A 24,972-nucleotide genomic window follows, 5' to 3' on the forward strand; every position below is an offset into this window, starting at 1 on the left:
GTTGAAAACTTAAACAGTAGTATAGTTCGTTGTAACGCCTTTCGACTTAATACAACGAACATTGGAGTAAATTTTCCATTATATTAGCAATGACGATAAGTTAATTATTGCCTATAAAGAATCTTCTGAATTATAAAATGTCGTTCGAATTACAAAACTCTGCTAATGGTATTTTGTAGTTTTGTTTTACTCTTTAAACAATTCTTTATGTGCTTTTACATGATGAGGAAATTCTTCCTCGTAAAACGGATAACTAATTCCAAAAATTGAAATTTCGTATCCTTCTTCTTTCATTCCTGAAATTGCATTTCCAGCTTCCCCCCTTATTTCTACTCCGTCATTTCGAAACACTTTCAATCCTGTTATTACCTGAGTGTCTATAAATTCAAATTCGGGGTCATCAGTAGAAATATTTATGCCATTTTGCAAGCAGTACTCTTTGAAGAATTGATAGGGAGATTCAATATCAATAAATTCAATCAGTCCAAAAGCAACTCCCATTGGAGCATCTGCTTTTTCCAACTGAGTTGTTCCGATTTCCTTATTGTTAAGTAGTATTTTGTATAAACTATTCATAAATGATTTTAAAATATGCCCAATACCCCCTCGACGATATTTGAATTTAAGTTTATCATCATAGTCATGATTAATAAAGTATAACTCTTAATGCAAAGTAGGTTGTTTAAAGAGTTTTTTTATTTGAAGTAAAAATCTAGTCCATCTACTGGATTTGATTTAAAATAGTTTTTGTCTTGATGTACCTCATTTACATATGAGAAAATCTGTTTTGCTCTTTCAATTTCAACTTGTTTGGGTGTTAAAAATAGTCTTACTGCTCGTGTTTTCCAGATTTGTAAATAGTCAAATGCCAATTGTCTTACTTTCTCGTTTTGATCAATTGTTCCAATCATCAAGTCAGGAATTACTGCCCAACCACCAACTTTCGTGAAGAGCTTTAGCATTGACTTTTTTAACTCATAATCATCCTTTTCGTATAGGATTTTTGCCTTATCCAATATTTCTTGTCTTGGAATATGTGATAAAAATTCAATGATTAAATATCTAAGACCTAGATATTGACTGTCCAAGCTTTCTAATGCAAAGGCATAAGCACTATCTTCATCGAGCTGGCAAAGAACAGAAAACGCTGCCTTCTTGATTCTTATTTTTTTATCATTCAGAAATAACTTAACTGTTTCTGAATACTGTTTACCTTGTATTTCAGCAAGCCCGTTTAATGCCCCAATGACTTGTCTGTTTTCTTGTAAGTTGTCATTGTAAAATCTAGCAAAATCAATGTTAGCTTGTTTAAGCGTAAACCTTGCAAAATGTCGTATTGTAGCGGAACTATCCGATAAAAACTTTTTTGCAGTTGTTTCAAAACCGTTTTGGTCTTTTAAGCAATAAAGTGTTTGAGCTCGAATATTAGCGGATTTATCTTTTAATAATTGATCTATTTCGGTTTGCTCAAGTTTTTCAAAATGGTTTATTGTAAATTTCCTAATCAAAAAATGTTTGTCAGATAAAAACAGTTTTAATTCTTTTGAATTGTCTCTAATCAAAGTTGAAATATATCTAGCTAAAATTATCCTCAGTTTGTCTGGGTACTTCTTAAAGTTGTCCATTACATACGCCCTATTTTGGCAGGTAATGAACTCAAGGCTGTCAATGTAGACTCCACTAAGGTCTGTCCGTTCAACTTTTTGAAGCCATTCAATAATTGGTAAATTTTCAATTAAGCTATCGACATAATGAGTTTTTTTGTAGTTATCAATACCGATTAGTGCTGCTTTTCTGACTGGTAATACCCAATCAGCCATACGATAGATAATAAATTGAATAGCTCTTGAACTGTCAACTTGTGAAAGTTTTTTTACTGCTTTTTCTCTTACGTATCCGTTCCCATTTAATGAACTAATGGCTAACAATTCTACAAATTGCTCCTTTGGAAAGTTGGCTTCATAAAAATCTATATCACTTTTTGAAATGTCACAATGCTTAAGAGTATCGTAATATCTCTTTTTACTGTCATTTTTTTGAAATAGATGAATTATCGTCCTGCAGGTGGATTCTCGAATTTCTCTATTGTCGTCTTTTAGAAATTCTGTTAAGCTGTAAATTAATTTTATATTACCATCATTGGCAATTTTATTCAAAGCGTTAGTTTTCTCTTCAGTATTGTTCTTTGAGAAAAACCAAGTCTTATTTGGACGTCTCAAAATTTCTATGCATTGCCAAATTTCCATTTTTTTCTGTATTGTCTTCTAGGCTTGTTTGTAACAGTAAGTTTATGAAATGTAAGTGATTCCAAAGCACAATCCTATCAAGTTTAATAGTTATCGCAAAAAGATTGCACTCTCTACACAATGTTTTATATAGATAATGCTCAGTTATTCTTCCTCACGAGTCTCTTCAATTTATTGGAAACCTTTGGTTGATTGTTTTTACTACCATAAACAACAGCAACATCAAATCCATGTTTAGCTTTTTGCTTTTCATTGAAAATTACGATGTCAAAATATTCAACTCCAACAGTGATTCCATCTTCAGTTCGAAAGAAATCCGATTTTGAACGAAGTACTGTTCCTCCTGGACTTGAAAAAAAAGCAACTTTCTTATTTGTAAAATCATAGGTGTATTTTTCTGTATTCAGGTTAGAGTTAAGGAACTTATACTCATTCTTTGTCAACGTTTCACTTAATATCTTCCCTGTCTGTGCGAAGCAAGAATAAGAGAATACTAATCCAATAATTACAATGCTATATTTCATCTTCTGATTTACTAAGTCGTTTTATTAGCTGCTTTAAAAACTACACTTTCCAAAACCAAGCTTTTCATGCCTAATTTCGTAGTTGATGCTTGTCTTTTAGCTATAAAGATGAGAAAGGAATCAATCTATAAAAAGTTCTCAACTAAAAAAGACTCTCCGGGTAATCGAAAAGTCCTTCCTAATTTCCATACAGTTGAGCGAATGACAAATCCAATGTCTTTGTTCAACTAGGGCTTAATTTTTGGGTCTGAAGACCAAACTAAGTTCCAATTATAACAGCACGTTATTCATTATAATTTATTCTTTTATCTTAATGCATAATTTCCTTGATTAGCAGTAATTTTTGAATAACTAATTGCAGGATAACATAAAAATTTCCCTACATAAATTAGTTTTGAAAAATCTTCAATTACAACTTCAATCATACTTTCATCATCCCATGAGCCACTAACTCCCATTACGAAATATGGATAATATTCCTTATTAAACTCTTTCTCTAGCCTTATTTCAAATACATTCACTTCTTTCCATATATCTGCTTCATTTTCAACCTGAGGATTCAAAAGACCACAAGCATGTTTGTATCCCTCACACATTTTAAATAATGATTCTTGTATAAGTATTTGTAAATTTTGAGGAAAAGTTTGAAGTGAATTAATTATTTTTTGATGATATTCATTAACAACAGTAGCTTTTTCCATACTTATATCTATATACTTTTCTAGAAAGGGGACCCAAACTTTTCCATCTATCCCAGTTTCATTTATTCTTATTTCTTTTAATAATTCCATATTTATAATTTTTATTAAAATTAGTGAAACAATAACCCTTTATTTTAAAAAATCATTTATCAAATTACACTTAGATTTTTTTATTCAAGTGTACAACCATTTAATAAACATCACCTTCACATTATTCCAAAAATTGTGACAGTGGCATATAATAGTTTACTCACTTGAAGGTAGGGAAGAAATTTATACAATCAAATGCAACACATTACTTTTCTATTATATATTACAAATTATCTAAAGGACTTTTTATTTCAATTATCACTTTACTAATCATTTGATTGTGTGTATCTTCAATCGACTTTTTTTTACCGAAAGATGTGTTCAAAATTATGACGAAGAGTGTGGAGCGTAAACCGTTTATGTATTTTAGATTTTATGATGAACCGTTTGAGAGTTTCAAGAATAATAGATACTTTTTGGGGTGAGTAAATACTTATTAATTTAAAAATAAGTAGTAAAGCCAATTCTCAATGAATGAAAATCTTGTTTAAAGGCTCCTTTATAGAAAATATTAAGCCAGAAATCTTCTCTTACTCCATAAGAAAAAAGCATTTCCATTTTAAAATTAAATTGATCTGCTTTTCTAAAATCCTCTATCCCTACGGTAGGTGTAAGTTGTGTGAAGACTTTCTTTGAAAATACTATAGGTGTAATCACCTGAAAAGTTGCTCCATGTAATGCAGAATTGTTGATATCTGATTTTAATCCAGTAACCTCAGAAAGGTATTGGTAAGAAAGAACAGGAAAAAATTGAATCCAATCAGCTCCCATAATACCAAATGTCAAGCCGGGTGCTAAAATCCAGCGTCCTGTTCCTAATCCATTTTCAAAATTACCTGTTGGAGCAAAAATATCTATGGAAGGTCCAAATGCACCCAATGTTTTGGAGTAATCTTTATAAGGCAACCAAAAATAGCGTAAACGTAAGTCGCCTATTCCAAACTTATCTGTATTGCTGTTGTACATCAAGGGCAATTCTGCTAGAAGTAAATGCTTCTCTGAGAATGAAAACGTAAGGTTGGCTCTATAACCACTCACTGTTGAATTGGGGGTACTATTGATCTCAAAATTATTATCTATAAAGGTATAAAAATTGGTAGGTTTTGAAACGTCTCGTTCTTGTGAGTGTTCACTCTGAGCCATTAATGATTGGCTGAAACTTATTATAATTGCGATTAGAGATATTAAGCTACTTCTTTTCATTGATCTTGTTTTTAGTTTATTATTTTAGAAGCTCAAATATCCAAATGAGATTTTTAAGTCCACTTTACAAATGATAAGAAAAGACGAGTATCCCGCAGAAATTGAGTTTTTGTCGAAAGCTTTGGATATAGAATACCCATTGTCTGATGAGGCTAAAAGCCTTCTCTTTCAAAACCTAAGAAGAGAAGAGCGCCAGAAGGGAGATTCCCTATTTCAAACAAAAGAGGAACTCAAAAGAGTATATGTTTTGGTGAAGGGTGCTTTTAAAGATTTCACCATTAATGAGGAAGGAGAGGAAGTGGTACTGACCTTGGGTTTTGAAGGGGATCTCTGTATGAAGTTTTCGTCTTATATGCCCAACTATACAATTGAAGAACAATTTTTACTTTATGAAGATACAATCCTTTACTCTACCGAAATTGACTACTTAAAATCGCTTTACGAAACCCATATTGGATGGGCGAATTGGGGACGGTGTCTTGCTGAAAACCTCGTTTTGGAATGGTCGCATTTTGCTGATCGATTAAGGTACTTGAAAGCCAAAGAACGCGACCTTCTCCTTGTTAAAGAAACGCCTTCTATAGCCAATAGAGTTCCTCTACAAGACATTGCGAGCTATTTGGGAATCACTCCCGTTAGTTTGAGTAGGATTAGAAAGGAAATAAGCACATTGTAAACTAAATTATCGTCAACTGACGTAATTCCTCGATAATAGAGCTTTCTACATTAGAGAAAAAATTGTAATAAAACAATATACCCGAGGTCTATACAGATCTCGGGTATATTTTGTTTAAGAGAACTCAAACAAAGCGGTCGGTCCTTATTTGTCTTACTCTATTGGATTAAAATTCTGAAGATTTCAGATTCTTTATGATTATCAACTCTGATAAAGTAAATACCACTTCTCAATTGATGTTGTACTTCTAATGGTTGATAAAGTTGATTTGAGTTTCCACTAAATACTTTCATTTGTGTTTTTCCAATCACATCAAGTACTGTAATCGTGATCTCTTCATTGATTTGTTTTGTATATTCTATGAAGAAGTGCCCTGTTGAAGGATTTGGATAAACCACGAACTTCGCTTTTTCAAAGTCGCCGATTGAAAGTACAGCGTCAGTTGTTACTGCGACTTCAGCAGCAACAGAATATTGATCGTCAAGTCCTGTTTGAACAAGGTACATGTATGCAGTTGATGCTTCTAAGTTGGTATCTTCGAATAAAGTTGCATCCTGTTCTAACGTACCTACTACGGTATACTCATCGTCTGTCGATACTTTTCTGCTCACTACAATGTGATCATGATCGCTCACATCTGGCAAGGTCCAAGATAGATTTACCACAGTCTGACCTTTTTCCACCACTTCTAATTCAGTTACTGATGCAATCAGTGCTGGAATATCTACTGACGTAGTCGCAAATGACTCCGACTTTCCTAAGTCGTTCATTGTATAAAGGCGGTAATCGTAAGATGTATTGGTTTCCACATCTGTATCTGTCAATGTCAATGCACCGTCCAATAATTCAACTTCAACAAAATCATCTTCATCTTTAATCGATCTTTCAAGAACAAACGCAAAGTCAACCACATCAACTACATTATCCCATGATAATTCCACTTGCATGGATTCATTTACGACTGCCTCTAGGGAAGTTGGTGAATTTGGAATACGAGAGTCAGTAACGACTGTCACCTCTACGGTATCTGATGAGTGGTCATTCAGTGCTGTATAGATTGCATAAACGTATTCAGTTCCTAATGCCAACTCGCTATCTTCATAAGAAGTAGCGTTTTTATTTAAAGAAGTAATAAATGTGAAATCATCTTCTGTCGATAACTTTCTGCTTACCATCACATTGTTGTGATCACTTACTGCTGGTAAAGTCCATGATAAGCTCACCGTAGTTTGCCCTTTTTCGACTACTTCTACATCAGAAACGGCCTCAATCAATGCTGGAACTTCTACTGATGTTGATACAAAAGCGTTTGACTTTCCAGCTTCATTCATGGTATACAAACGATAATCGTAAGAAGTATTAGTATTTACATCAGTATCCGTAAATGTTAGTGCTCCATCAGGTAATTGGATTTGAACAAAATTGTCTTCGCCCTTCAAAGATCTTTCAAGTACAAATTCATACTCCAATTCATCTACAACATTTGTCCAAGTCAATTCTACTTGCATAGATGTATTTACTGTTGCAGATATCGCTGTTGGTGAATTCGGAACACGTAAGTCTGTCATAACATCAATATTCACTGTATCAGAAGAAACCCCATTCAATGCTGTATAAACTGCATAAGTATACGTTTTAGCGGCTTCTACAAAAGTATCTGTAAATGTTGTTACATTCATTTCTAAAGTAGCAACCTCTGTATAGGTTTCTTCTCCTTTAAGTTTTCTACTGATCATTACTTGATCATGATCACTAACTTCAGAAAGCGTCCAAGATAAGCTCACTGTAGTCTGTCCTTTTTCTACTACTTCTAAATCAGAAACGGCCTCAATCAATGCTGGAACTTCTACGGTCGTTGATGCATAAGTATCTGATTTACCTACATTGTTCATGGTATATAGGCGATAGTCATAAGAAGTATTCGTTTTTACGTCTACATCGTTGAAAGTCAATGTTCCTTTATCCAACACTTTCACCTCAGCAAAGTTATGCTCTCCTTGTAAAGATCTCTCAATTACAAATTCATAATCCAATACATCCTCAACCTCAGCCCAAGATAATACTACTTGTTTTGCTTCGTTGACTGTCGCTTCTAAAGTGGTAGGGGCATTTGGAACACGTGCTTCTATGGTAACCGCCACTTCAGCAAGTTCAGATTTTAATTCATCTACTTCACTATAAATAGCATAGTTATATGCTGTCGCTACTTCCAAATCACGATCCTCAAAAGATGTGGTTCCCTTTTCCAAAGTGGCCATTTTTGTATAGGCCTCTTCCGTTGAAAGCTTTCTACTTACTATGATTTTATCATGATCACTTACTTCCGGCAAAGTCCAATTTAAAAGAACAGTTGCAGGTTCCTGTATAGTAACTTTAATATTTGTTGGAGGAAGAACCACTAAATAAACATCTGCCGATGCTGTTGCAAACAATTCAGATTTCCCTACTTTATTTCTTGTATAAAGACGGTAATCATAAGAAGTATTCAGAATTACATCTGTATCCATGAAAGTCAATCCGTCTTTTATCACTTGAATTGGAGCAAAATTATCTTCACCTTTTAGAGATCTTTCAATTACAAATTCATATTCGAAAACATCTTCAACATCTGTCCAAGATAATTCTACCTGCTTCGCTTCATTGACTGTAGCCTCTAAAGTGGTAGGGGCATTTGGAAGGCGTTCCTCTACATAGACCATCATTTCGTAAAGTCTTACTCTATTGTCCGAATAAGCTGGTACATAGTATCTTACTTTACTTGCTTGAACTTTTTCAAACTCTTTAAAATAAACAGCAGCTGCATTGTCCGTCTCAGTGATGATATCCATCCATTGATCATCTTTATAATACTGGAAGCTGAATTGTGTATTCGGTTTGTTATAAATACCTGATCCACCTGTCCATAAACCTACGGCTTGAATCTCATATTCCTCCCCTAAATCTACTGTTAACCACTGCTCTTCTCCACTATTAGATGATACCCAACGACTTGCATTATCAATAATATCTCCATCAACTGCACGAGAACCATCTTTTGAACCGTCTTGCGTAGATGTTTCAGCGGTTTTGTTTAATGCCACATTGATCCATTTTGTAACTAAAACGGCTGCCTCTGCATTTTCAGAACGGAATTCTCCTGCATACCCATAAATAATGTATTCGTAAATATTTTCAGCCACCAAGTCATTATCTGTATACACCGAGTCCGTATTCGATAATTCGGTGACTAACGTATATGCTGTTTCTCCTTGTATTCTTCTTTCTAAACGAAGGCCTACATTTTCCTTTTCCTCTTCAATTTTGGTCCATGTCAAAGTCGCAGTTGTGCTATTTTTCATTTCCGCTTTAAACGTAGTTGGCGTTACCAATCGAGGAGTTAAATCTACAGTAATTGTTTTAAAAGGAGATACACCAGCTGAATTCGTAGAATGAATTCTGTAGTTATATTCTTTTCCTAATTCTGACGTTTCGTCTTTGTAAGAAGTGATTGACAAATCTCCACTATGCAGTTCAGCATACGTATCTTCGCCTGCATTTGATCGCTCAATTACGATGCCTTCCGCTTTAGGATCATCGATGGTCCAAGCAAGTGTTACATGTGTATTTTCATCTACTGAATAAGAGAAAGTAGTAGGAGCTTGAGGTGTTCCGTCTGATTCATAAACTTCTAATTCAAAAAGTTTGACATCATTGTTAACATAAGCAGGAACATACAACCTCACTTTACTTACTTTAATAGCCTCAAAAGTATGTCTATACGCAGCGTGTTCGTTGTTTTCCTCTTTTACAATATCTACCCATACCCCTTCTTTTTCATATTGGAAAGAGAATTGTTGAATCGGGTTTTTATAACCAGCATAACCTGTCCAGAAAGCAAATGCTTCAATATCAAATTCTCCTCCTAAATCTACTTCAAGCCAATGTTCTTCATCATTTGTAGCTGATAACCATCTACTTGAATTCGATATTTTGTCTCCATCTACAGCATTTACTCCACCATAACTTGCTTTTGATTCTGAATCAACTGAAACTGATTTACCCTCTGCAACGTTCGTTAAGCCCGTTGGTAAAGCAGGTAAACCACAGAATTCAGCATGAAGAACTGCTTTTGCACTATTTAGTGTGGGTATTCTAAAAGTACCATTAGGACTACCAACACCAATATCACCCCAGTGAAAACCAGTATACCAGAAAACTGTAGTGTTTGTTTCTTTACCAAAATACTCATTGGCCGCTTTTAAATAACCTGCAGAACGGATCATCTCAGAATCAATTCCATCAGGCTTTCCACCATTGTTTACAAGGTCACAATCATATTTTGAGTTTCCGATTTCAGTAATCACATAGTTATGGTCAAGTGCTTCAAAGTTCTTATCCCAAACTTCTTTAAATTTTGCTTCCCATTCTTCCACACCCCACGATTCTCTTTCAGGATAAGATGAAAAATCATTTGACACGTAACGAGGGTAAGTATGGACTACCCAAACAATATTATCAATCACTTTTAAACCATCTACTAAAACGGTTGGGAACCTTTGGCCATAAACAGTACCACTTACAAGAATAGGCTTATTAAACCACTTTTCACTGATCTCTGCTCTGATGGCTGCATCTTTTTCAATCGTTGACCAAGATGTGTTGGAGTGTCCACCAATATTTTTCCAAATCTTACGAACGTAATCTCTCCATGCCGTATCTTGAGTGGAGGTATTGCCATTCGCTGGTTCGTTTTGGATTTCCCATCCACTAACATAATCCAAATAGCCTCTATTTTCTAAAGAGTCTAAAGCGGCTTGCCAGTAACGAGTATCATGTTCTGGACCTGGATCATCTGCATAACCTACTTTTGGACTTGCCCAAAAACACACTAAAACATATTTTTGAGGACCTTCCATATTGATAATTTCCCCAATGCCATCCAACCAATCCGTCATATCATTTGGGTCAGCTGTACCGTCAATCATAGGTCTAGAAAAACCTACTCGGTAATTGGTAATCGGTTCTTGAATTTGTTCATCTAAAGCCGTAAGACTTTCGGTGATGGATTTTTCCTGGATAATTCGGAATCCTTGCCAATCGGTTTTCGTGTTGTCGTCCCCATAATTATTATTGAGGTTCATACCTGCGCGTTGTGTGATTAGAGTACCTCCCTTTCCAGCTTGTGCCCATGACAAGACAGGGAAGATAATCACTACGCAGAAAAAGAGTAGTTTATTTCCTAATTTCATACTTGAAGAGTTTTATATTAAAAAATGATGTTTGTGTTGCGTTAAGTGTAAACCAAATTATCGCCAAATTTCAATCGACCTTCCTACAAGTAATTATAGGATGTACTTTCAAACTTCCTTCCTCCTCATTTTTGCCTTGAAACAAAAGGTTCGAAGCTTTAAAGTCAAGGCCAAAGGGAAGTACTACCATACGAATTGGGTAGAAAGTCCACAGGTGCGAATGTTAAGCGTTAGCGGCATTCGTGTCCTACTGATCATCAGAAATCTCCTGATTTCTAAAAACTATAAATAGCGAAAACTTAGTTTACTATATAAGTAATAATAATGTTTAACTGAATTACAATTAACGAATATATATGACTATATAAATTGAATTTACTGTTTAATGATTAGAAGTTCGTTTAAATTAAGAATTGTGTTATTTTTTAAAACTATAATACCTAAAGTAATCATAGATGGCTTGGCTATCTTCCGCTCCTTCTTTATTCCAATTTGCAGAAATTGCCGTTAACCAAACATTGATATAATCATGCTCGTATTCAGAAGCGGAATACGATGTACTGTGTGTTTCTTTGCCATCTACAAAGAAGCGAAGTGTTTCGTCGGTCCATTCAAAAGCATAAGTATGCCAATCAATAGCTTGAAAATCTTTGATCCTTGTCAAATCCGCAGGTGGCTTTGGTAAACGCCCTACTTCTTTCCCTTTTTCGTTCCAAATGATAACATGCTGCGTAAAACGGTTTAAACCTTTTTGGCCAGGATCTTCTCCGTGTTCACTAGAATTTTCAAAACAATCAATTTCCGTTCTTCTAATTCCAGGGTAGGTTGTTGCTACCTCATCTCCATCAATTTCGGCTGCCATTGCCCAAAAAGAGTGATGCCAACCTTCGTCTACTTCTCCATCCTGATCGCTGTCTATACCGTTACCCAACTTTGCTCTTACCTCATAATAACCATATCTAAAACGTTCTCTAGAAACAATACCTGCTCCTGTAGCCAGTTTCCCTTCTAAAGGTTGACTCAATTGCTTTAAGTGAAGCGTCAAGTACCCGTTACCAATTTCAACATTTTCTTTTAGTTGAACACTTCTATGTTTATTATCTGTTCGGTAAGCCCATTTTTTAAGATCAAGCTGGTTGCCATCAAAGTTATCCTCAAACTTCAATTCATACAATGAATAATCAATATCTGATTGCTTTTGACAACTGGTCATTTGAAAAAATAAGATGGCTAATATATAGAGAAAATGATTGCTCTTCATCTGTATTAAAAAGTATTTATATTGCTAATATAGCAACTTGTTTTTGAAATCAAAAAAATTAATGTAACAAATACATTTTATATCATCATAGATAGATGATTTGGTGTTTAAATGCATTGTAAACAAAAGTTTTTATTCACTTTTAATCGATCTTTCTACTAACTTTTGTAGGGTCTACTTTCAAGCTTCCTTCTTCTTCATTTTTGTCTTAACACAAAAACGAAGCAAAAAAGTCAAGGCTTAGAAGTCAAAAGCTAAATTCCATTTCTCTCGCCTAAATGATTTTAAACTCGCTAAAGCTCAAACAAGAAAATCATTTTTAACGGCTCATTCCATGAAATTCTTAACGCTTTTCCCTTCAAGGCCGGGGATAGAACTACCAAACTAAAAATGGAGAAATTCCAATGGCGCGAATGTTAAGCGTTAGCGGCATTCGTGTCCTACAGATCATCAGAAATCTCCTGATTTCTAAAAAACACAAACACTCAAAAACTTAGTTTACAGTGCATTAAACTATAAGTGATATTTTTATCGAATAATCAACTACCTCTCTTCCCAGAATTCCCAACTCAAATGAGGCAGAGTGGCATTGATTTCTTTTCCTTTAGATACTCCCATTTTTACACCCTTTGAATCCTTTCCTCTCTCATAAGGTGTATATCGATAGACATCCCATTTTGATTTTGAAGAACACTGTGTGTCAATCGTAAAATTATAGTCTCCTCCTGTTCTATTTGAAATCACCACTGTTCTTTTGCCATTTGGTTTTTCAAATACCAAAATACGAGCATCTTTATTATACTCGGCTTCTTCTACCTTTAGTACTGTTGAATTCCAAGGCATATGATGAATAAAGCTTCCTACAGCATTCCAATTGTAATCGTTATAAATCCAATGTCCAGGTTTCATTTCAGCCGCTGCTTTTTCGAGCTTCATGGCACTTGATCTTATTTTCATTGGGCTATTCACTCCTACTTCAATAGCAAAAGTTTTATGATCACTTCGATCTAAAAATAAAGCATGAGGAGCACCGTAAGTCTCTCCTTCTTGACCAGTATGCGATGGAATTTGATGTTTTCCTTTTTTCAAAACTGTAGTATACACAACGTCTGTTCCTTCTTCTCTTTGGATTACTTTTGTTGTTTTTTCCCAATTACCTTCAGGCACATAACCACCATGTTGATCTACCACTAAATAAACTTTCGTTTCTTGTCCTAAGATAAAATTGAAATCCCTTCCTGGTTTTTTATCTGTTTTCCTTGTCACATTGACAAACTCCATGGCCTTAAATTCTTCGGGCATTTCTTGAATTTGAGGACCACCCTGCCAACGTTGGTATGCATCGTTCACTTCTTTCTTTTCTGAGTTCAATGCTTTCCAGAAACCTAAAGAATAACCGCTCGCCTCTGAATTTTTAAAAGGTTTCAGCGCATGAATCCAATACCATGTGGGATTTCCTACCAGTTGAAATGAATTCATGATATGCTGCACATTATTTAGACATCTTTCTGGAGTGGCTTCACCACTAAGGTATTCATATTCATTTTGAAACCATGGTCTCTTAGGAAGTTCGTCTTCAATCTTTTTCCCTACTTTTCGGACCGATTCAGAATCCCAACCAATGGTATGTACAGCATAAGCATCTACCAGTTTAGCGACTTCAGGTCTGTGCATTCCAACAGCTATTTTTCTTGGGAAAGCTGTTTCTGTATCGCTTAAAAGTAAAATAGTAGGATCATATGCCCTGACCTTTGAAGCAACTGCCGTATAAGCTGTCACATAATCTTCTGCTTTTCCATACCTGCAAGTAGAATACCTCTGCTTATTGGAGACCCAAGGTTCATTTTGTAATCCCCATTGCAACGTTCTGATTCCTGCTTGTTGTAAGGTGATGATATCATTGACGCACGCTTCTCCAAATTCTTGTAAAAAACGAGTCGTGTCCCCTTTGTATATCGGGTCATTTTGGAAGTCAGGACCAAAGCATCTCAATGTATTATAAACATCTTTATTGCTTGTGCCTAGGTAACTTGAATTGGCCTTCCAATACGGAGCAGGAGACCAATATTCAAAAGAGACCCCTTCTACTCCAGCTCTGTCTAGCATTTCTTTTAATTCGACTAATTGCGTGGACCAACGTGGTTGTAATTGCTTTTGTTCCTGATCGGTACCTCTCCAATATAAACCACCGGCAATACGACAAAAACGAAAGCCTTTTAACATCTCCTCCGCAAATCGTTCTCTCTCTTTCACGGTCAATCCATAAGGTACTGAGACCACACTATCTTCTGGTAATCCCGTATTCCCAGAACCGATGGCATCGCTTTGAATTTCAAAACCGATGCCCCAAACCTCTTGTTTCTTCTCGTTGGGGTAAATCTTAAATTCTCCTTTTCCTTGTCCAAAGGCAAAAGAAGAAAAGAATACCATCAAGCAACTTTGTATTAATACTTTTTTCATCAGTACACGCTATTATTTTACTTTGGGATTTTTAGGTTGCACCAATTGATAATCTGCATCATACAAGTCCAATTGTCTTTTTTTCCAAACGGCACCTTCCAAGAAAACCGGATGTGGTAATGTAACGTCCCACTGTCCTAACTCCTTCAACATTTCCTCCGTTTTTTTCTGGTATTTCAAAGACACATTATGCTGCTCAGAAACATCTTTTGATAAATCATAAAGCGCAGGCATTCTATCTGGCAGACGAACTAATTTCCATTTACCTTTTCTGTAAGCCGCACTAATGGTAAACTTCCACATCAACTCTTCGTGGGGTAATTTTTTATTGACTCCTGTAAAGTAAGGAACCAGATCTACTCCATCAAACTTACATTCTTCCGTAATTTCACCACCAGCGGCCACTAACATTGTAGGGGCAAAATCAAGTGCTGAAACCGTCTCTGTATATTTTTCTCCTTTAGGCAATACTTTTGGCCATGAAACGATATAAGGCACATGGATACCACCTTCAAATAAAATTCCTTTTTGGCCATTGTAAGGAGCATTGACCGATGCATTGTGATTAACAGGACCGCCATTATCACTGATAAACATAATGATAGTATTGTCATATAAACCCTCCTTTTTTAGTGTTTCTGTGATTCTTCCAATATTAATATCCAAACGGTGAACCATGGCGAGGTAGGTTCTTCTTTTTGTGTCTTCTATATGAGAAAATAACTGTAGATCTTCTTCCGTAGCTTGAAGCGGAGTATGAGGTGCATTAAATGAAGCGTATAAAAAGAAAGGTTCGTTTTTATGTCTTTGGATAAAGTCTACACATTCATCTCCTTTATCATCTGTGATATAAGAAAGCTTTTGAGGTGTTTTATAATTACACTCGATGGGAGCTTTATACCCTTTCCCATTTTCTTTCGCAATAAAGTAATCGTGTCCTCCGCTAGTGTATCCCCAAAATTCTTCAAATCCTCTTTTCGTGGGGTGATACTTCGGTAAGCTTCCTAAATGCCATTTACCAATTAATGCCGTTTTATAACCTAAATCTTTTAATCTTGTGGCTATTGTCTTTTCAGATAACGGCAAACCTAAATACTCAGGATCAAAGCCAGGCTGATTTCCACCTAAATTATTATCATAACCAAATTTCACTTGATGTCTTCCGGTAATAAAACCTGCCCTTGAAGGACTACATACTGGTGCTGAGGTATAACCTTCTGTACACAACACGCCATCGTGTGCTAATTGATCAATATTGGGAGTATTAATTTGCTTACTTCCGTGAAGACTGATGTCTGCAAAACCTAAATCATCTGCTACAATCAAGACAATATTCGGTCGGGCATCTTGTGCATTTACGTTGAACAGCGTCCAACACAAGATGGATAAAGTATATATTATTTTTTTCATACTTAATGGTTTATTATTCTTATTCCGTAAACTGTTTAGAAAATTAAAGTCGTTTTGGTCTTCATGAATTGCTCTTATGTGACTGCATCAATAGATTGGTAAATCACCTAAATCCTGAAAGGACTTAGGTGATCCAAATTTACACACTGCTTTGTCTATAACAGTAACTTCGATGGTGGTAACTTCTTGTTACCTTGTTCGTGCAGATTATCACTTTTCGTTATTGCTTTCATCCTAAAAGTATAAGACATTTTAGCTGGTTGTAAACGGTACTGTTCCAAAGGCCAAGCTCCCCAAGAGTTGACGCCTCCAACACCCGTTGATCCATGATCGATATTTAGGTATATTTCGTTTCTTAGTTTCACATCATTGGTATGTCTGTTGATCACTTTTCTACCATCAATTTGGCGACCATCAGTACGTTCTTCTGAAGTAAAATCTTCATGACTGTTTCTTAATGCCGTAAAGTTGAAAGCATCATTTTCAGATACAAACAAAATACCGTCCCCGACATTATTTGTCAATGTAAAATATTTTGTATCTGTATGATTACCGTTCTCTTGTGGACGAACATAAGGATAGTATAGATCTTTTGCCTTTGAAGCATACCAATCGATATGAGTACCATAATTACGGTCTATATAATTCTCTTCTGGGCCTCTACCTAAGTAACTCACCTGATTATATGCTACAGGGAATTGTGCTTGAACCCCAAAACGTGGAAGCATTGGTAACTCCTTGTCCAATGGATTTAAAGTTGTAGAAACTGCGATGTCACCAGAAGGGAAAACGGTATACTTTATTTTCATTTCTGCTACCACTTTATCCTCTTCTTTCAACTCATAGTTCATTGTAACTTCAGTGGATTGAGAAGATATTTTCACAAATGAAGTTGTAAAAATATCTTGAGAATTGAACTTCCAAATTTTTGAGCGTTTGTCGAATTTCATACCGAAATCATTGTCCGTCCAACCTCTTTGCATATCAAGGTTAAAACCTTTTTCGAGTAACTCGATATCCTTTTGTTTCCAAGAAATCATCTCTCCTTTTTCAAGGTCAAAGTTGACTGAGAATCCATCACCGTTGACTATCAAATTTGATTCAGACTTATCATTTGTCAGTTGTTTTCCATCTGTGTTCACATACAGTTGCTTACTTGCCTTTTGATAGACTAACTGCTCTGTAGCATAAATATGATCTTTCTTTAAGAGCTTAAAAGGAGACTTCTTTAAAACTGTGAAATTCAAGTAATAATCTACAGTATTCTCTAATTTTGCATTTATAAAAGGGAGTTTAAATGATTTTGTTTCGTAAGGTTTCACACCACTCAACTCTATCTTTCCTTTTGAGACAAGCTTTCCGGCTCCTTTTAGTTCATAATGGATTTCAAAATCAGATAAATCAATAAAAGCGTACTTATTCGTCACCTTAATTGACTTTTGTTTTTTATCCCAAGCAATACCAACATTCTGATACACTTTTTTCACCTCTGACGATAACGCCGGATGCGGTTCACGTTCTGCTGAAACCAATCCATTGATACAAAATGCACCATCACTTGGTACATCTTCCGGACCGAAATCACCACCGTAAGCCATGTATGCCGTACCATTGCTATCTGTAGTTTGAATCCCTTGGTCTACCCAATCCCAAACATAACCACCTTGCAACTGAGGGTATTTTTCAAAAATTTCCCAGTAGTCTTTAATGTCTCCGTTTGAATTGCCCATGGCGTGTGAGTACTCACATAAAATCATTGGACGTTCAGGATTTTTAAGAGCATATTTTTCTACCCCTTTTGGAGAACGATACATTGGTGCTACAATATCAGTGTTCGGGTTTTCTCCTGCTTGTTCAAAAGCAATAGGTCGGCTTTTATCCCATCCCTTCAACATCTTATAACCTTCATAAAATACATCTCCATTACCACATTCATTACCCATTGACCACACAATAACCGCCGACTGATTGCGGTCTCTTTTATACATTCTCTTAATTCGATCTAAGAATGCAGGAGCCCATAATTCTTGATAAGCGGGGTGGTATTCTTTATTGAACTTTCCTTGTAATGCTGCACCAAAACCATGCACTTCAATATTAGCCTCATCACAGATATAAAATCCATTTTCTAGAGCTAACTCATAAAGACGTTCTGGCTGAGGGTAGTGAGAAAAACGAATGGCATTAATATTATGCTCTTTCATTACTCTCAAATCCTTCAACATTGTGGCTTCATCTACAAAGTGACCTGTTACAGGATGATGTTCATGTAAATTCACTCCTTTTACGTAGACAGGCTGTCCGTTTACTCTTAATTGAGCATTCTTAATATCTACCGTTCTGAAACCTACTTTCTGATAAGTATGTTCTACCTCATTACCACCTTTATCGATCATTGTTATAAAAGCAGTGTAGACATTTGGTGTTTCAGCCGTCCAAGGTTTTATATTATCGATTTTTGTATGAAGTACTCCTGTCCCTCTTTCAATCGCTACCTTTGATTCATAAATGAATTTCTTTGTCGCTTCATCTTGTAGTTTTACTGCCACATAATAGACATCACTTGAAGTAGCTACTTTAAAGTCCAATACCCCGCCTTTGGTTGTAAGGTCTAATTCAGTCATCAAATCAAAATCATCCAAGTGTGCTTTAGGTCTAGCCAACAACATCACTTCTCTGTGGATACCGCTTAAACGCCAGAAATCTTGATCTTCTAAATAAGAACCGTCTGAAAAACGATACACTTCTACAGACAAGTCATTCTTTCCTTCTTTCAAATAAGGTGTAATATCAAATTCTGCAGGTGTTTTTGAGCCTTGACTATACCCTACTTTCTCACCGTTTACCCAAACATAAAAAGCCGAAGCTACACCACCAAAATGCAAAATTACATCATGATTATTCCAAGCATCAGCAACCTCAAATGTGGTCTTATACGACCCCACTGAATTTTCTTCTGGTAAAATATATTTCCCTTGATTGTGAGTAGCCTTATCAAGCGTAAATGGATATTTTACGTTAGTATAAATCGGGTAACCAAACCCTTGTACTTCAATCGATCCAGGAACCGTTATTTCTTTCCAATCTCTAGTATCATAATCTTCATTATAAAAATAATAAGGGCGTTCCGAAGGAGTTTTAGCATAGCTAAATTTCCATTGTCCATCCAAAGATTGAACTAAAGATGAATTTTTAATTTTCTTAGAAACAACCTCACTCTCTGTTGCAAAAGGAATAAAGTGTGCCCTTGGTGCTAGTCTATTCACTTGGAATATAGAAGGGTTTTGCCTCTCCAACTCTTCACTTTCTTGCCACCTTTCTCCTTCATATTTTGAGTAGGGACTGCAAGCAAATAAACCTGCAGCCAGTACTGCCATTACTATATTTTTTTTCATGTCAATTTCTCTATTCGATACATTAAATACTTATTACACTGAATTAATGTAGTGAGTAAGAACACTACAACGTAATGCCCCTACTATCTTACTTACATTAAATTTTTAAACTATTTAGCTATCGCTATTCTACCGAGGTTCTGCAATGCCCCGATAAGATCTGAATGATTACTATTTAACTATTGAGCCGTTTCTTGAGTATTCTTTGTAGTTACTTTATAAGTCTCACTCCATTGAGAGGCAAATCCCCACTGCATTCGCTTTCTCATCTGAACATAATAAGTAGTATTAGGTTTTAGATGAGGGATCTTATAAGTTCCTCTCAAGTTAAACGACATTTCTTGTACAAACTCACCTTCTTTCGTACCATATCTCACATCGTATAAGAAGTCTGATGGATGAGAGTCATACCCTATGAAAATACAATTCTTACCCCCTTCCATCTTGAATATAACTGGTGGTAATTCTTCTTCATTTTTCTCAAAAACAAAAGGAAACTTCTCACTTTCACCAAATCCATTGATGGCTACCAATTCGCAATCAAACTTCATGTTTTTCTTTAATTGTCCCAATTGAATGTAAGGGTCAATCGTCGGTTCAGTTTCTTTTAATTCTCCATCTTTTCCTTTGTAATACAATTTGTATTCTTCAGCATTCCAAACCTTATCAAAAACAATTCGTCCTTTAGCAGTTGAATTTAAAATCGACCTTACATGAGGAACAGCTGGTACAGAGAAATACTGATTGATATTAAAAATATCATAACCTAAAGCATCTGTCACTTCTACTTTCAATAGGGCAACATCAGTGTTTTTAATCCAATTAAAAGGCACCTTTAATTGCTTACCTCCTGGATAAATATTAGGTAGTTTTTTGGATGTCGAAGTCAATTCATTTCCTTCTTTATCAAACGTTGTTACTACTAAATTATAATCAATTAACTCATATGCAGGAAGTCCTTTATCAGGCCTTGGCTGTAACACTATTTGGCTTAGTTGTACATCTTTTACAAGGTCCTTGTGCTCTACAAATAAAGTATCAAACGGTGCATATTGTTCTCTAAAATGATAATACGCTCTTTTCTTTTGTCTGTAAGTATTGACCAATCCCCAAGCTCTATTTTGAGACTCTGTTGTCGCCCAGCCTGTACCGCCATGCCACATACTTCTGTAATCATTGAGTGTCCAAAGAGAAGCACCTACACAATAGTCTTTTCCTCTCATTTGATCAAGCATTTTCTTACCCTCAACGGTCCCTTCGTTTGGAAATTCGCTCGTTAATCGTCCTCCATACTCACTCATAAAAATGGGCTTATTCGGGAAGTTTTTATGACATTTTTTTAATGCATTACCCCATCCACCATAAATATTCAACATCACTAAATCACAATATTGTGATGCATCATCTTTCTGGTTTTGTGCAGAGTGCGAAACGTATACCGCTAATCTTGATGCATCTAGTTTTTTCACATGGTCAATTGCCGATTTCACATATTCATTGACCAAAGGGTTTGCCGAACGATAGCCAATCTCATTGCCAACACTCCAACCAATAACTGATGGATGATTGTACTTTGTGGAGATCATTGTTTCTAACCAAGCTTTTGGCATTGGATGATTAGGATCTACCCATTTGTCTTTCCCCCAAAGTGCTACTTCTTCAAAAGTCATGATACCGTTCTCATCCAATAAGTCAAGGTACTCTTTGGGCAAAGGCAAGTGGCTCACACGGGCAAAGTTGGCTCCTAAACTTTTCATCAAAGCGATGTCTTCTAAAATACGCTCTCTTCCTAACGTATTACCGGTAAAGCGATCATCTGGAACAACATTGAACCCTAATGGTCTGAAGTTTTTACCATTTAAGTGCAACTCCATTCCTACTACCTCTAATTTTCTGATACCAAATCGCTCTGTTTGCTCCTGAATCTTGTGATCTCCATCAAAAACAGAAACTTTAGAAAGGTATAAATTGGGGTGGTTGTAATCCCAAAGTTTCACATGTTTTTTAGATAATGTGAAGTTGATGTCAATATCTTTTGTCTCCCCATTGCCTACGATAATATTTCCTTTCTTTCTGGCAATTACTTTTGAAGGGTTATCCTTGCTTACTACTTCAATCTCAAAAGTCAATGCTTTCTCCTCCGATTGATCGTTTTCGAATTCCAAATTCATCGCAATGGAAGCCGTACCTTTCTTAAGATTAGGCGCTGCGATTACTTTCTGAGCAACTAATCTTGACTTATCCGTAATTGCTAGATGTACAGGGCGACGAATGCCTCCCCAATTCCAGATGGCTCCTCTTTTGAAAGTATTATCTACTCTCAATACCAAATCGTTAGGTCTGTCTGTACGAAGCTTATCCGTGATTTTGTATTCAAATGGAAGGAAACCAAAAGGATTAGTTCCTAACTTTTCTCCGTTCAACCAAACCGTAGCTTCATTGTAAACCGATTCAAAATAAAGGCGTACTAATTTGTCTTTTAAATTTTCTTCTGCCTCAAATGTAGTATGGTACCACGCTACACCTGAGAAATTGGCGTATTCGTTTTCGGTATCCCAGTTGCCTGGAACTTCCAACTTTCCCCATTCTTGTGATTGAGGCTGAAGAAACCATTCATTGGCTAAGCCTTTGTTGTAACGGTCAATTTTAAAATCCCAAAGACCGTTCAACGATACTATTTCCTGAGCAAATCCCTGCCCAAGTCCTAGTAGCAGTAAAACACTTGTTAAGATATTTCTCATCATTGTTAGTTTAGTTTCTTTTTATTCTTTTTCTTTTTTGCAGGCCATTCTTCTACAAAATGGTCTGTCATCCATTGTTGATATGCTTTGGTATATTTGCTTGCCTTTTCAGGGTATTGATCAATGATATTTTCCTCTTCTAGTGGGTCCGATTTCATGTTGAATAACATCCACTCTGACTTCCTTCTTTTTACCATTTTCCAATCTCCTTGTCGAAGTCCTTTATTTCCTTCGTGCTCCCAAAAAAGCATCCTGTCTTGATCTGTTTCCTCTCCTCTAGCTAAAGTTAAGATACTCTCGCCTTCTGTTGGGTAAATAGTATTACCTTGATAAGAAGTCGGGTAACTTGCCCCTGCCAATTCTAAACAAGTGGTCATCACATCAATAATATGTGCCGGCTGCGTATTTAGACCTTTCTTCACTTTCATACTTTTAGGAAAATGAGCAATAAATGGTGTTCTAATTCCACCTTCCATTGTTTCTCTCTTCCACAATTTAAAAGGAGTATTACTCACATTAGCCCAATGCCCGTACGACTCAAAAGAATCTCTTCCTCCTGGCGTAACTCCTTTAGATCGATTGACCATTTGATGACATCCTCCATTATCTGACAAGAAGAAAATGACAGTGTTATCGTACATTTTTTCTTGCTTTAGGTAATCCATCAACTTTCCAATATTTTGATCCAATCGATCCACTTGGGCCGCATAAACACTCATTTTGTGTGCTTCTGCTTTCGTGTCTTTCAATTCATTCCATTTTGGATGTTCTCCTTCTGTTATTTCTAGGTTTTCAGGAAAAATACCTAGCGCTTTTTGTTTCGCAAATCGCTTTTCTCGAATGGCCTCGTAACCTACCTCATATTTGCCTTTATACTTTTCAATATCTTCAGGTAAAGCTTGTAATGGAAAATGAGGAGCTATCTGTGCCATGTATAAAAAGAAAGGTTTATGGTCACCTTTAGCTTCGTCTATAAATTGGATGGCCTCATCAGTGAAATTATTTGTCGAATAGAAAGTGTCGGGGTTTTCTTTGGTCTTCACACCATTCTTATACACTTCTCTATTTAAGAATTTTGTAGGGTAAAAGTAAACACCTCCACCAGCTGGAATACCATAAAAGTCTTCAAATCCTCTTTCATTAGGCCAATGTTCTTGATCATCGCCTAAATGCCATTTTCCTGACATGATGGTATGATAACCATTTTCTTTCAAAACCTCTGCCACTGTCACTGTGTTCTTGGAAAGGTAACCTTTATAACCTGGTTTTCCCCAGTCTTCCACCAAATGCCCAACACCTGTTTGATGAGCATACAACCCTGTCAATAATGAAGCTCTTGAAGGAGCACAACGAGGAGTGTTATAAAAATTGGTAAACAACGTTCCATCAGAAGCCAACTGATCTAGGTTAGGTGTGTTGATTTCACCTCCAGTACACCCTAGATCTGAGAAACCCATATCGTCTGCTAAAATCACGATAATATTAGGCTTCTTTGGCAATTCACTCTTTCTATTACCATCCTTCACACTACAGGAGAAGGATAGTAATAATAGAATTGGTAATAATTTAATTAAGTCACTCGTAGTTTTCATCCTATTTTTGAGTCTTGAGTTTCTTCAATTGACCAGGACTTGTGATCGATGGTTTACGATTTTCAAAAAGATCTCCATAAGCATATCTTTTTACTTCAGTCCATCCGGCTGTACCAGGCCACGCTGCAGGAATTACATCATTTTCCCAATCTGTTAAATTCTTCAACAACTGCCCTTCAACTTTTGGTAATTCAGCATTTAACACCTTTTGTTCTGAAATGTCATCCTCTAAATTGTAAACCACATGACCAACACCTTCTGCCTTCACTAATTTATAATTTTTATAACGAGCGGCCTTCCAATCTCCAATTCTCCAATACAATTCATCATGAGGCATTCCTTCTTTTGTACCTTTCACGTAAGGCAATAAATCCACACCGTCAAGTGCCTTAGGCGTTTTGTCAATACCTGCCGCTTTCAAAATAGTAGGCATCACATCCAATGTAGAAGTTAACCCATCATAAGTAACGCCTCCTTTTACTTGTCCTTTCCAATACATTAAGTAAGGTACTCGGTGTCCTCCTTCAAACTCATACCCTTTATTGGCTTTTAATGGGCTGTTATCTCCGTTGCCCGTTCCACCATTATCGCTAAAGAAAAAGACGATGGTATTTTCTTCCAATCCTTCCTCTTTCAACGTCTTCATTACATCGCCAATAGCTTCATCTAAAGAATACGTCATCGCTGCTACTTTTTGTCGAGGGTGATCTTTAAATTTCTCCAAATCTTCCTCTTTAGCTTGTAAAGGTGTATGCACGGCATTGAAAGACAATAAAGCTAAGAAAGGTGTTTCGCTTTTTTTATTGTCACGGATAAAGTCAATCGCTCTATCGGCCAATACATCTGTTAAATAGCCTTCGAAGGCCTCGTGTTTACCATTATGATTAATATGTGTAGAAGTCTTATCTGCTGCATCGTATTTATCAGGGTTAAAGAAATAACCTCTGTGCCCTCCTAAGAAACCATAGAATTCATCAAAACCTCTGCTATTGGGGTGGAAATAGTCTTGTGTTCCTAAATGCCACTTTCCAAAAAGTGCGGTATTATAACCTTTTGTCTTTAAGACATCTGCCATGGTAACCTCTGTAGTATCCATACCAAATTTACCGTATAAAAAGTTATTTTCATGACCAAATCGGTGTTGGTATCTACCAGTAAGTAACCCCGCTCTTGAGGGACTACAAACCGAACATGTAGTATGGGCATCCGTAAAAACTACGCCACCGCTTGCCAAATTATCCAAGTGAGGTGTAGGAATATTTTTGGAACCTTGAAAGCCAAAATCTGCATAACCTGCATCATCTGCAAGGAAAATCACAACATTGGGTAACTTCTCTTCTTTGACCTTAGAAGTTTCTTTTTGCGTCTTTTGACAAGAGGAAAACAATAGGATTCCTACTGATAAATACGATATAAATTTCTTCATGATTATTAATTTTCAAATG

Annotated in this window: 15 protein-coding genes; 2 read left to right on the plus strand and 13 right to left on the minus strand. The window is 36.1% G+C overall.

All coding sequences use genetic code 11. The annotated features are described in order from the left end of the window. Nucleotides 1–186 precede the first annotated feature (186 nt). The 3 genes from PL77_RS15190 to PL77_RS15200 all read right to left on the minus strand — a co-directional run bounded on the left by PL77_RS15190 (nucleotide 187) and on the right by PL77_RS15200 (nucleotide 2,770). Nucleotides 187–576: a hypothetical protein gene (locus PL77_RS15190; RefSeq protein ID WP_044206977.1), complete on the minus strand. Its 390-nt coding sequence runs from the start codon at nucleotides 574–576 to the stop codon at nucleotides 187–189. A 119-nt stretch (nucleotides 577–695) separates the two neighbouring features. Next, the gene (locus PL77_RS15195) at nucleotides 696–2,246 is read right to left on the minus strand and encodes a hypothetical protein (protein ID WP_044206980.1); all 1,551 of its coding nucleotides are present in this window, start codon (nucleotides 2,244–2,246) and stop codon (nucleotides 696–698) included. 140 nt (nucleotides 2,247–2,386) lie between these two features. Beyond that, a complete protein-coding gene (locus PL77_RS15200) occupies nucleotides 2,387–2,770 on the minus strand; it encodes a hypothetical protein (protein WP_044206982.1) in 384 nt (127 codons plus the stop codon). Nucleotides 2,771–2,836: 66 nt separating this feature from the next. Between PL77_RS15200 and PL77_RS32010 the strand changes: the two genes are divergently transcribed. Further along, nucleotides 2,837–3,001, plus strand: coding sequence for a hypothetical protein (locus PL77_RS32010; protein WP_172665871.1), 165 nt, complete (start codon nucleotides 2,837–2,839; stop codon nucleotides 2,999–3,001). A gap of 74 nt (nucleotides 3,002–3,075) precedes the next feature. Here PL77_RS32010 and PL77_RS15205 read toward each other — a convergent pair whose 3' ends face one another. Continuing rightward, on the minus strand, nucleotides 3,076–3,561 hold the full coding sequence (locus PL77_RS15205) for a hypothetical protein (protein WP_044206985.1): 486 nt from the start codon (nucleotides 3,559–3,561) through the stop codon (nucleotides 3,076–3,078). 441 nt (nucleotides 3,562–4,002) lie between these two features. Continuing rightward, complete coding sequence (locus tag PL77_RS15210) at nucleotides 4,003–4,764, minus strand: hypothetical protein (RefSeq protein ID WP_156152380.1); 762 nt, start codon at nucleotides 4,762–4,764, stop codon at nucleotides 4,003–4,005. Between the two features lie 70 nt (nucleotides 4,765–4,834). Between PL77_RS15210 and PL77_RS15215 the strand changes: the two genes are divergently transcribed. Continuing rightward, entirely contained in the window at nucleotides 4,835–5,440 is a 606-nt protein-coding gene (locus PL77_RS15215) for a Crp/Fnr family transcriptional regulator (protein WP_052444456.1), read from the plus strand. Nucleotides 5,441–5,598: 158 nt separating this feature from the next. On the opposite strand, the gene PL77_RS15220 is transcribed toward PL77_RS15215, so the two are convergent. From PL77_RS15220 to PL77_RS15255, 8 genes are all read right to left on the minus strand, one after another. Next, nucleotides 5,599–10,668 carry a discoidin domain-containing protein gene (locus tag PL77_RS15220; protein WP_044206990.1) on the minus strand — a complete coding sequence of 1,690 codons (5,070 nt, stop codon included), beginning with the start codon at nucleotides 10,666–10,668 and terminating at the stop codon, nucleotides 5,599–5,601. A 418-nt stretch (nucleotides 10,669–11,086) separates the two neighbouring features. Continuing rightward, the gene (locus tag PL77_RS15225; RefSeq protein ID WP_044206993.1) at nucleotides 11,087–11,881 is read right to left on the minus strand and encodes a family 16 glycosylhydrolase; all 795 of its coding nucleotides are present in this window, start codon (nucleotides 11,879–11,881) and stop codon (nucleotides 11,087–11,089) included. Nucleotides 11,882–12,472: 591 nt separating this feature from the next. Next, complete coding sequence (locus PL77_RS15230; RefSeq protein WP_156152381.1) at nucleotides 12,473–14,389, minus strand: hypothetical protein; 1,917 nt, start codon at nucleotides 14,387–14,389, stop codon at nucleotides 12,473–12,475. Between the two features lie 12 nt (nucleotides 14,390–14,401). Then, nucleotides 14,402–15,799 carry a sulfatase-like hydrolase/transferase gene (locus tag PL77_RS15235; RefSeq protein WP_044206999.1) on the minus strand — a complete coding sequence of 466 codons (1,398 nt, stop codon included), beginning with the start codon at nucleotides 15,797–15,799 and terminating at the stop codon, nucleotides 14,402–14,404. 155 nt (nucleotides 15,800–15,954) lie between these two features. Continuing rightward, nucleotides 15,955–19,194 (minus strand): glycoside hydrolase family 2 TIM barrel-domain containing protein, encoded by a 3,240-nt coding sequence (locus tag PL77_RS15240; RefSeq protein WP_044207002.1) that lies wholly within the window; start codon nucleotides 19,192–19,194, stop codon nucleotides 15,955–15,957. A gap of 179 nt (nucleotides 19,195–19,373) precedes the next feature. After that, the gene (locus PL77_RS15245; protein ID WP_044207005.1) at nucleotides 19,374–21,938 is read right to left on the minus strand and encodes a glycoside hydrolase family 2; all 2,565 of its coding nucleotides are present in this window, start codon (nucleotides 21,936–21,938) and stop codon (nucleotides 19,374–19,376) included. Between the two features lie 2 nt (nucleotides 21,939–21,940). After that, on the minus strand, nucleotides 21,941–23,527 hold the full coding sequence (locus tag PL77_RS15250) for an arylsulfatase (protein WP_044207008.1): 1,587 nt from the start codon (nucleotides 23,525–23,527) through the stop codon (nucleotides 21,941–21,943). 1 nt (nucleotide 23,528) lies between these two features. Then, nucleotides 23,529–24,953 carry a sulfatase-like hydrolase/transferase gene (locus tag PL77_RS15255; RefSeq protein WP_052444457.1) on the minus strand — a complete coding sequence of 475 codons (1,425 nt, stop codon included), beginning with the start codon at nucleotides 24,951–24,953 and terminating at the stop codon, nucleotides 23,529–23,531. Nucleotides 24,954–24,972: the final 19 nt, after the last annotated feature.

Origin of the sequence: Flammeovirga sp. OC4 (genome assembly GCF_000812565.1) — a bacterium.
GTDB lineage: Bacteria > Bacteroidota > Bacteroidia > Cytophagales > Flammeovirgaceae > Flammeovirga.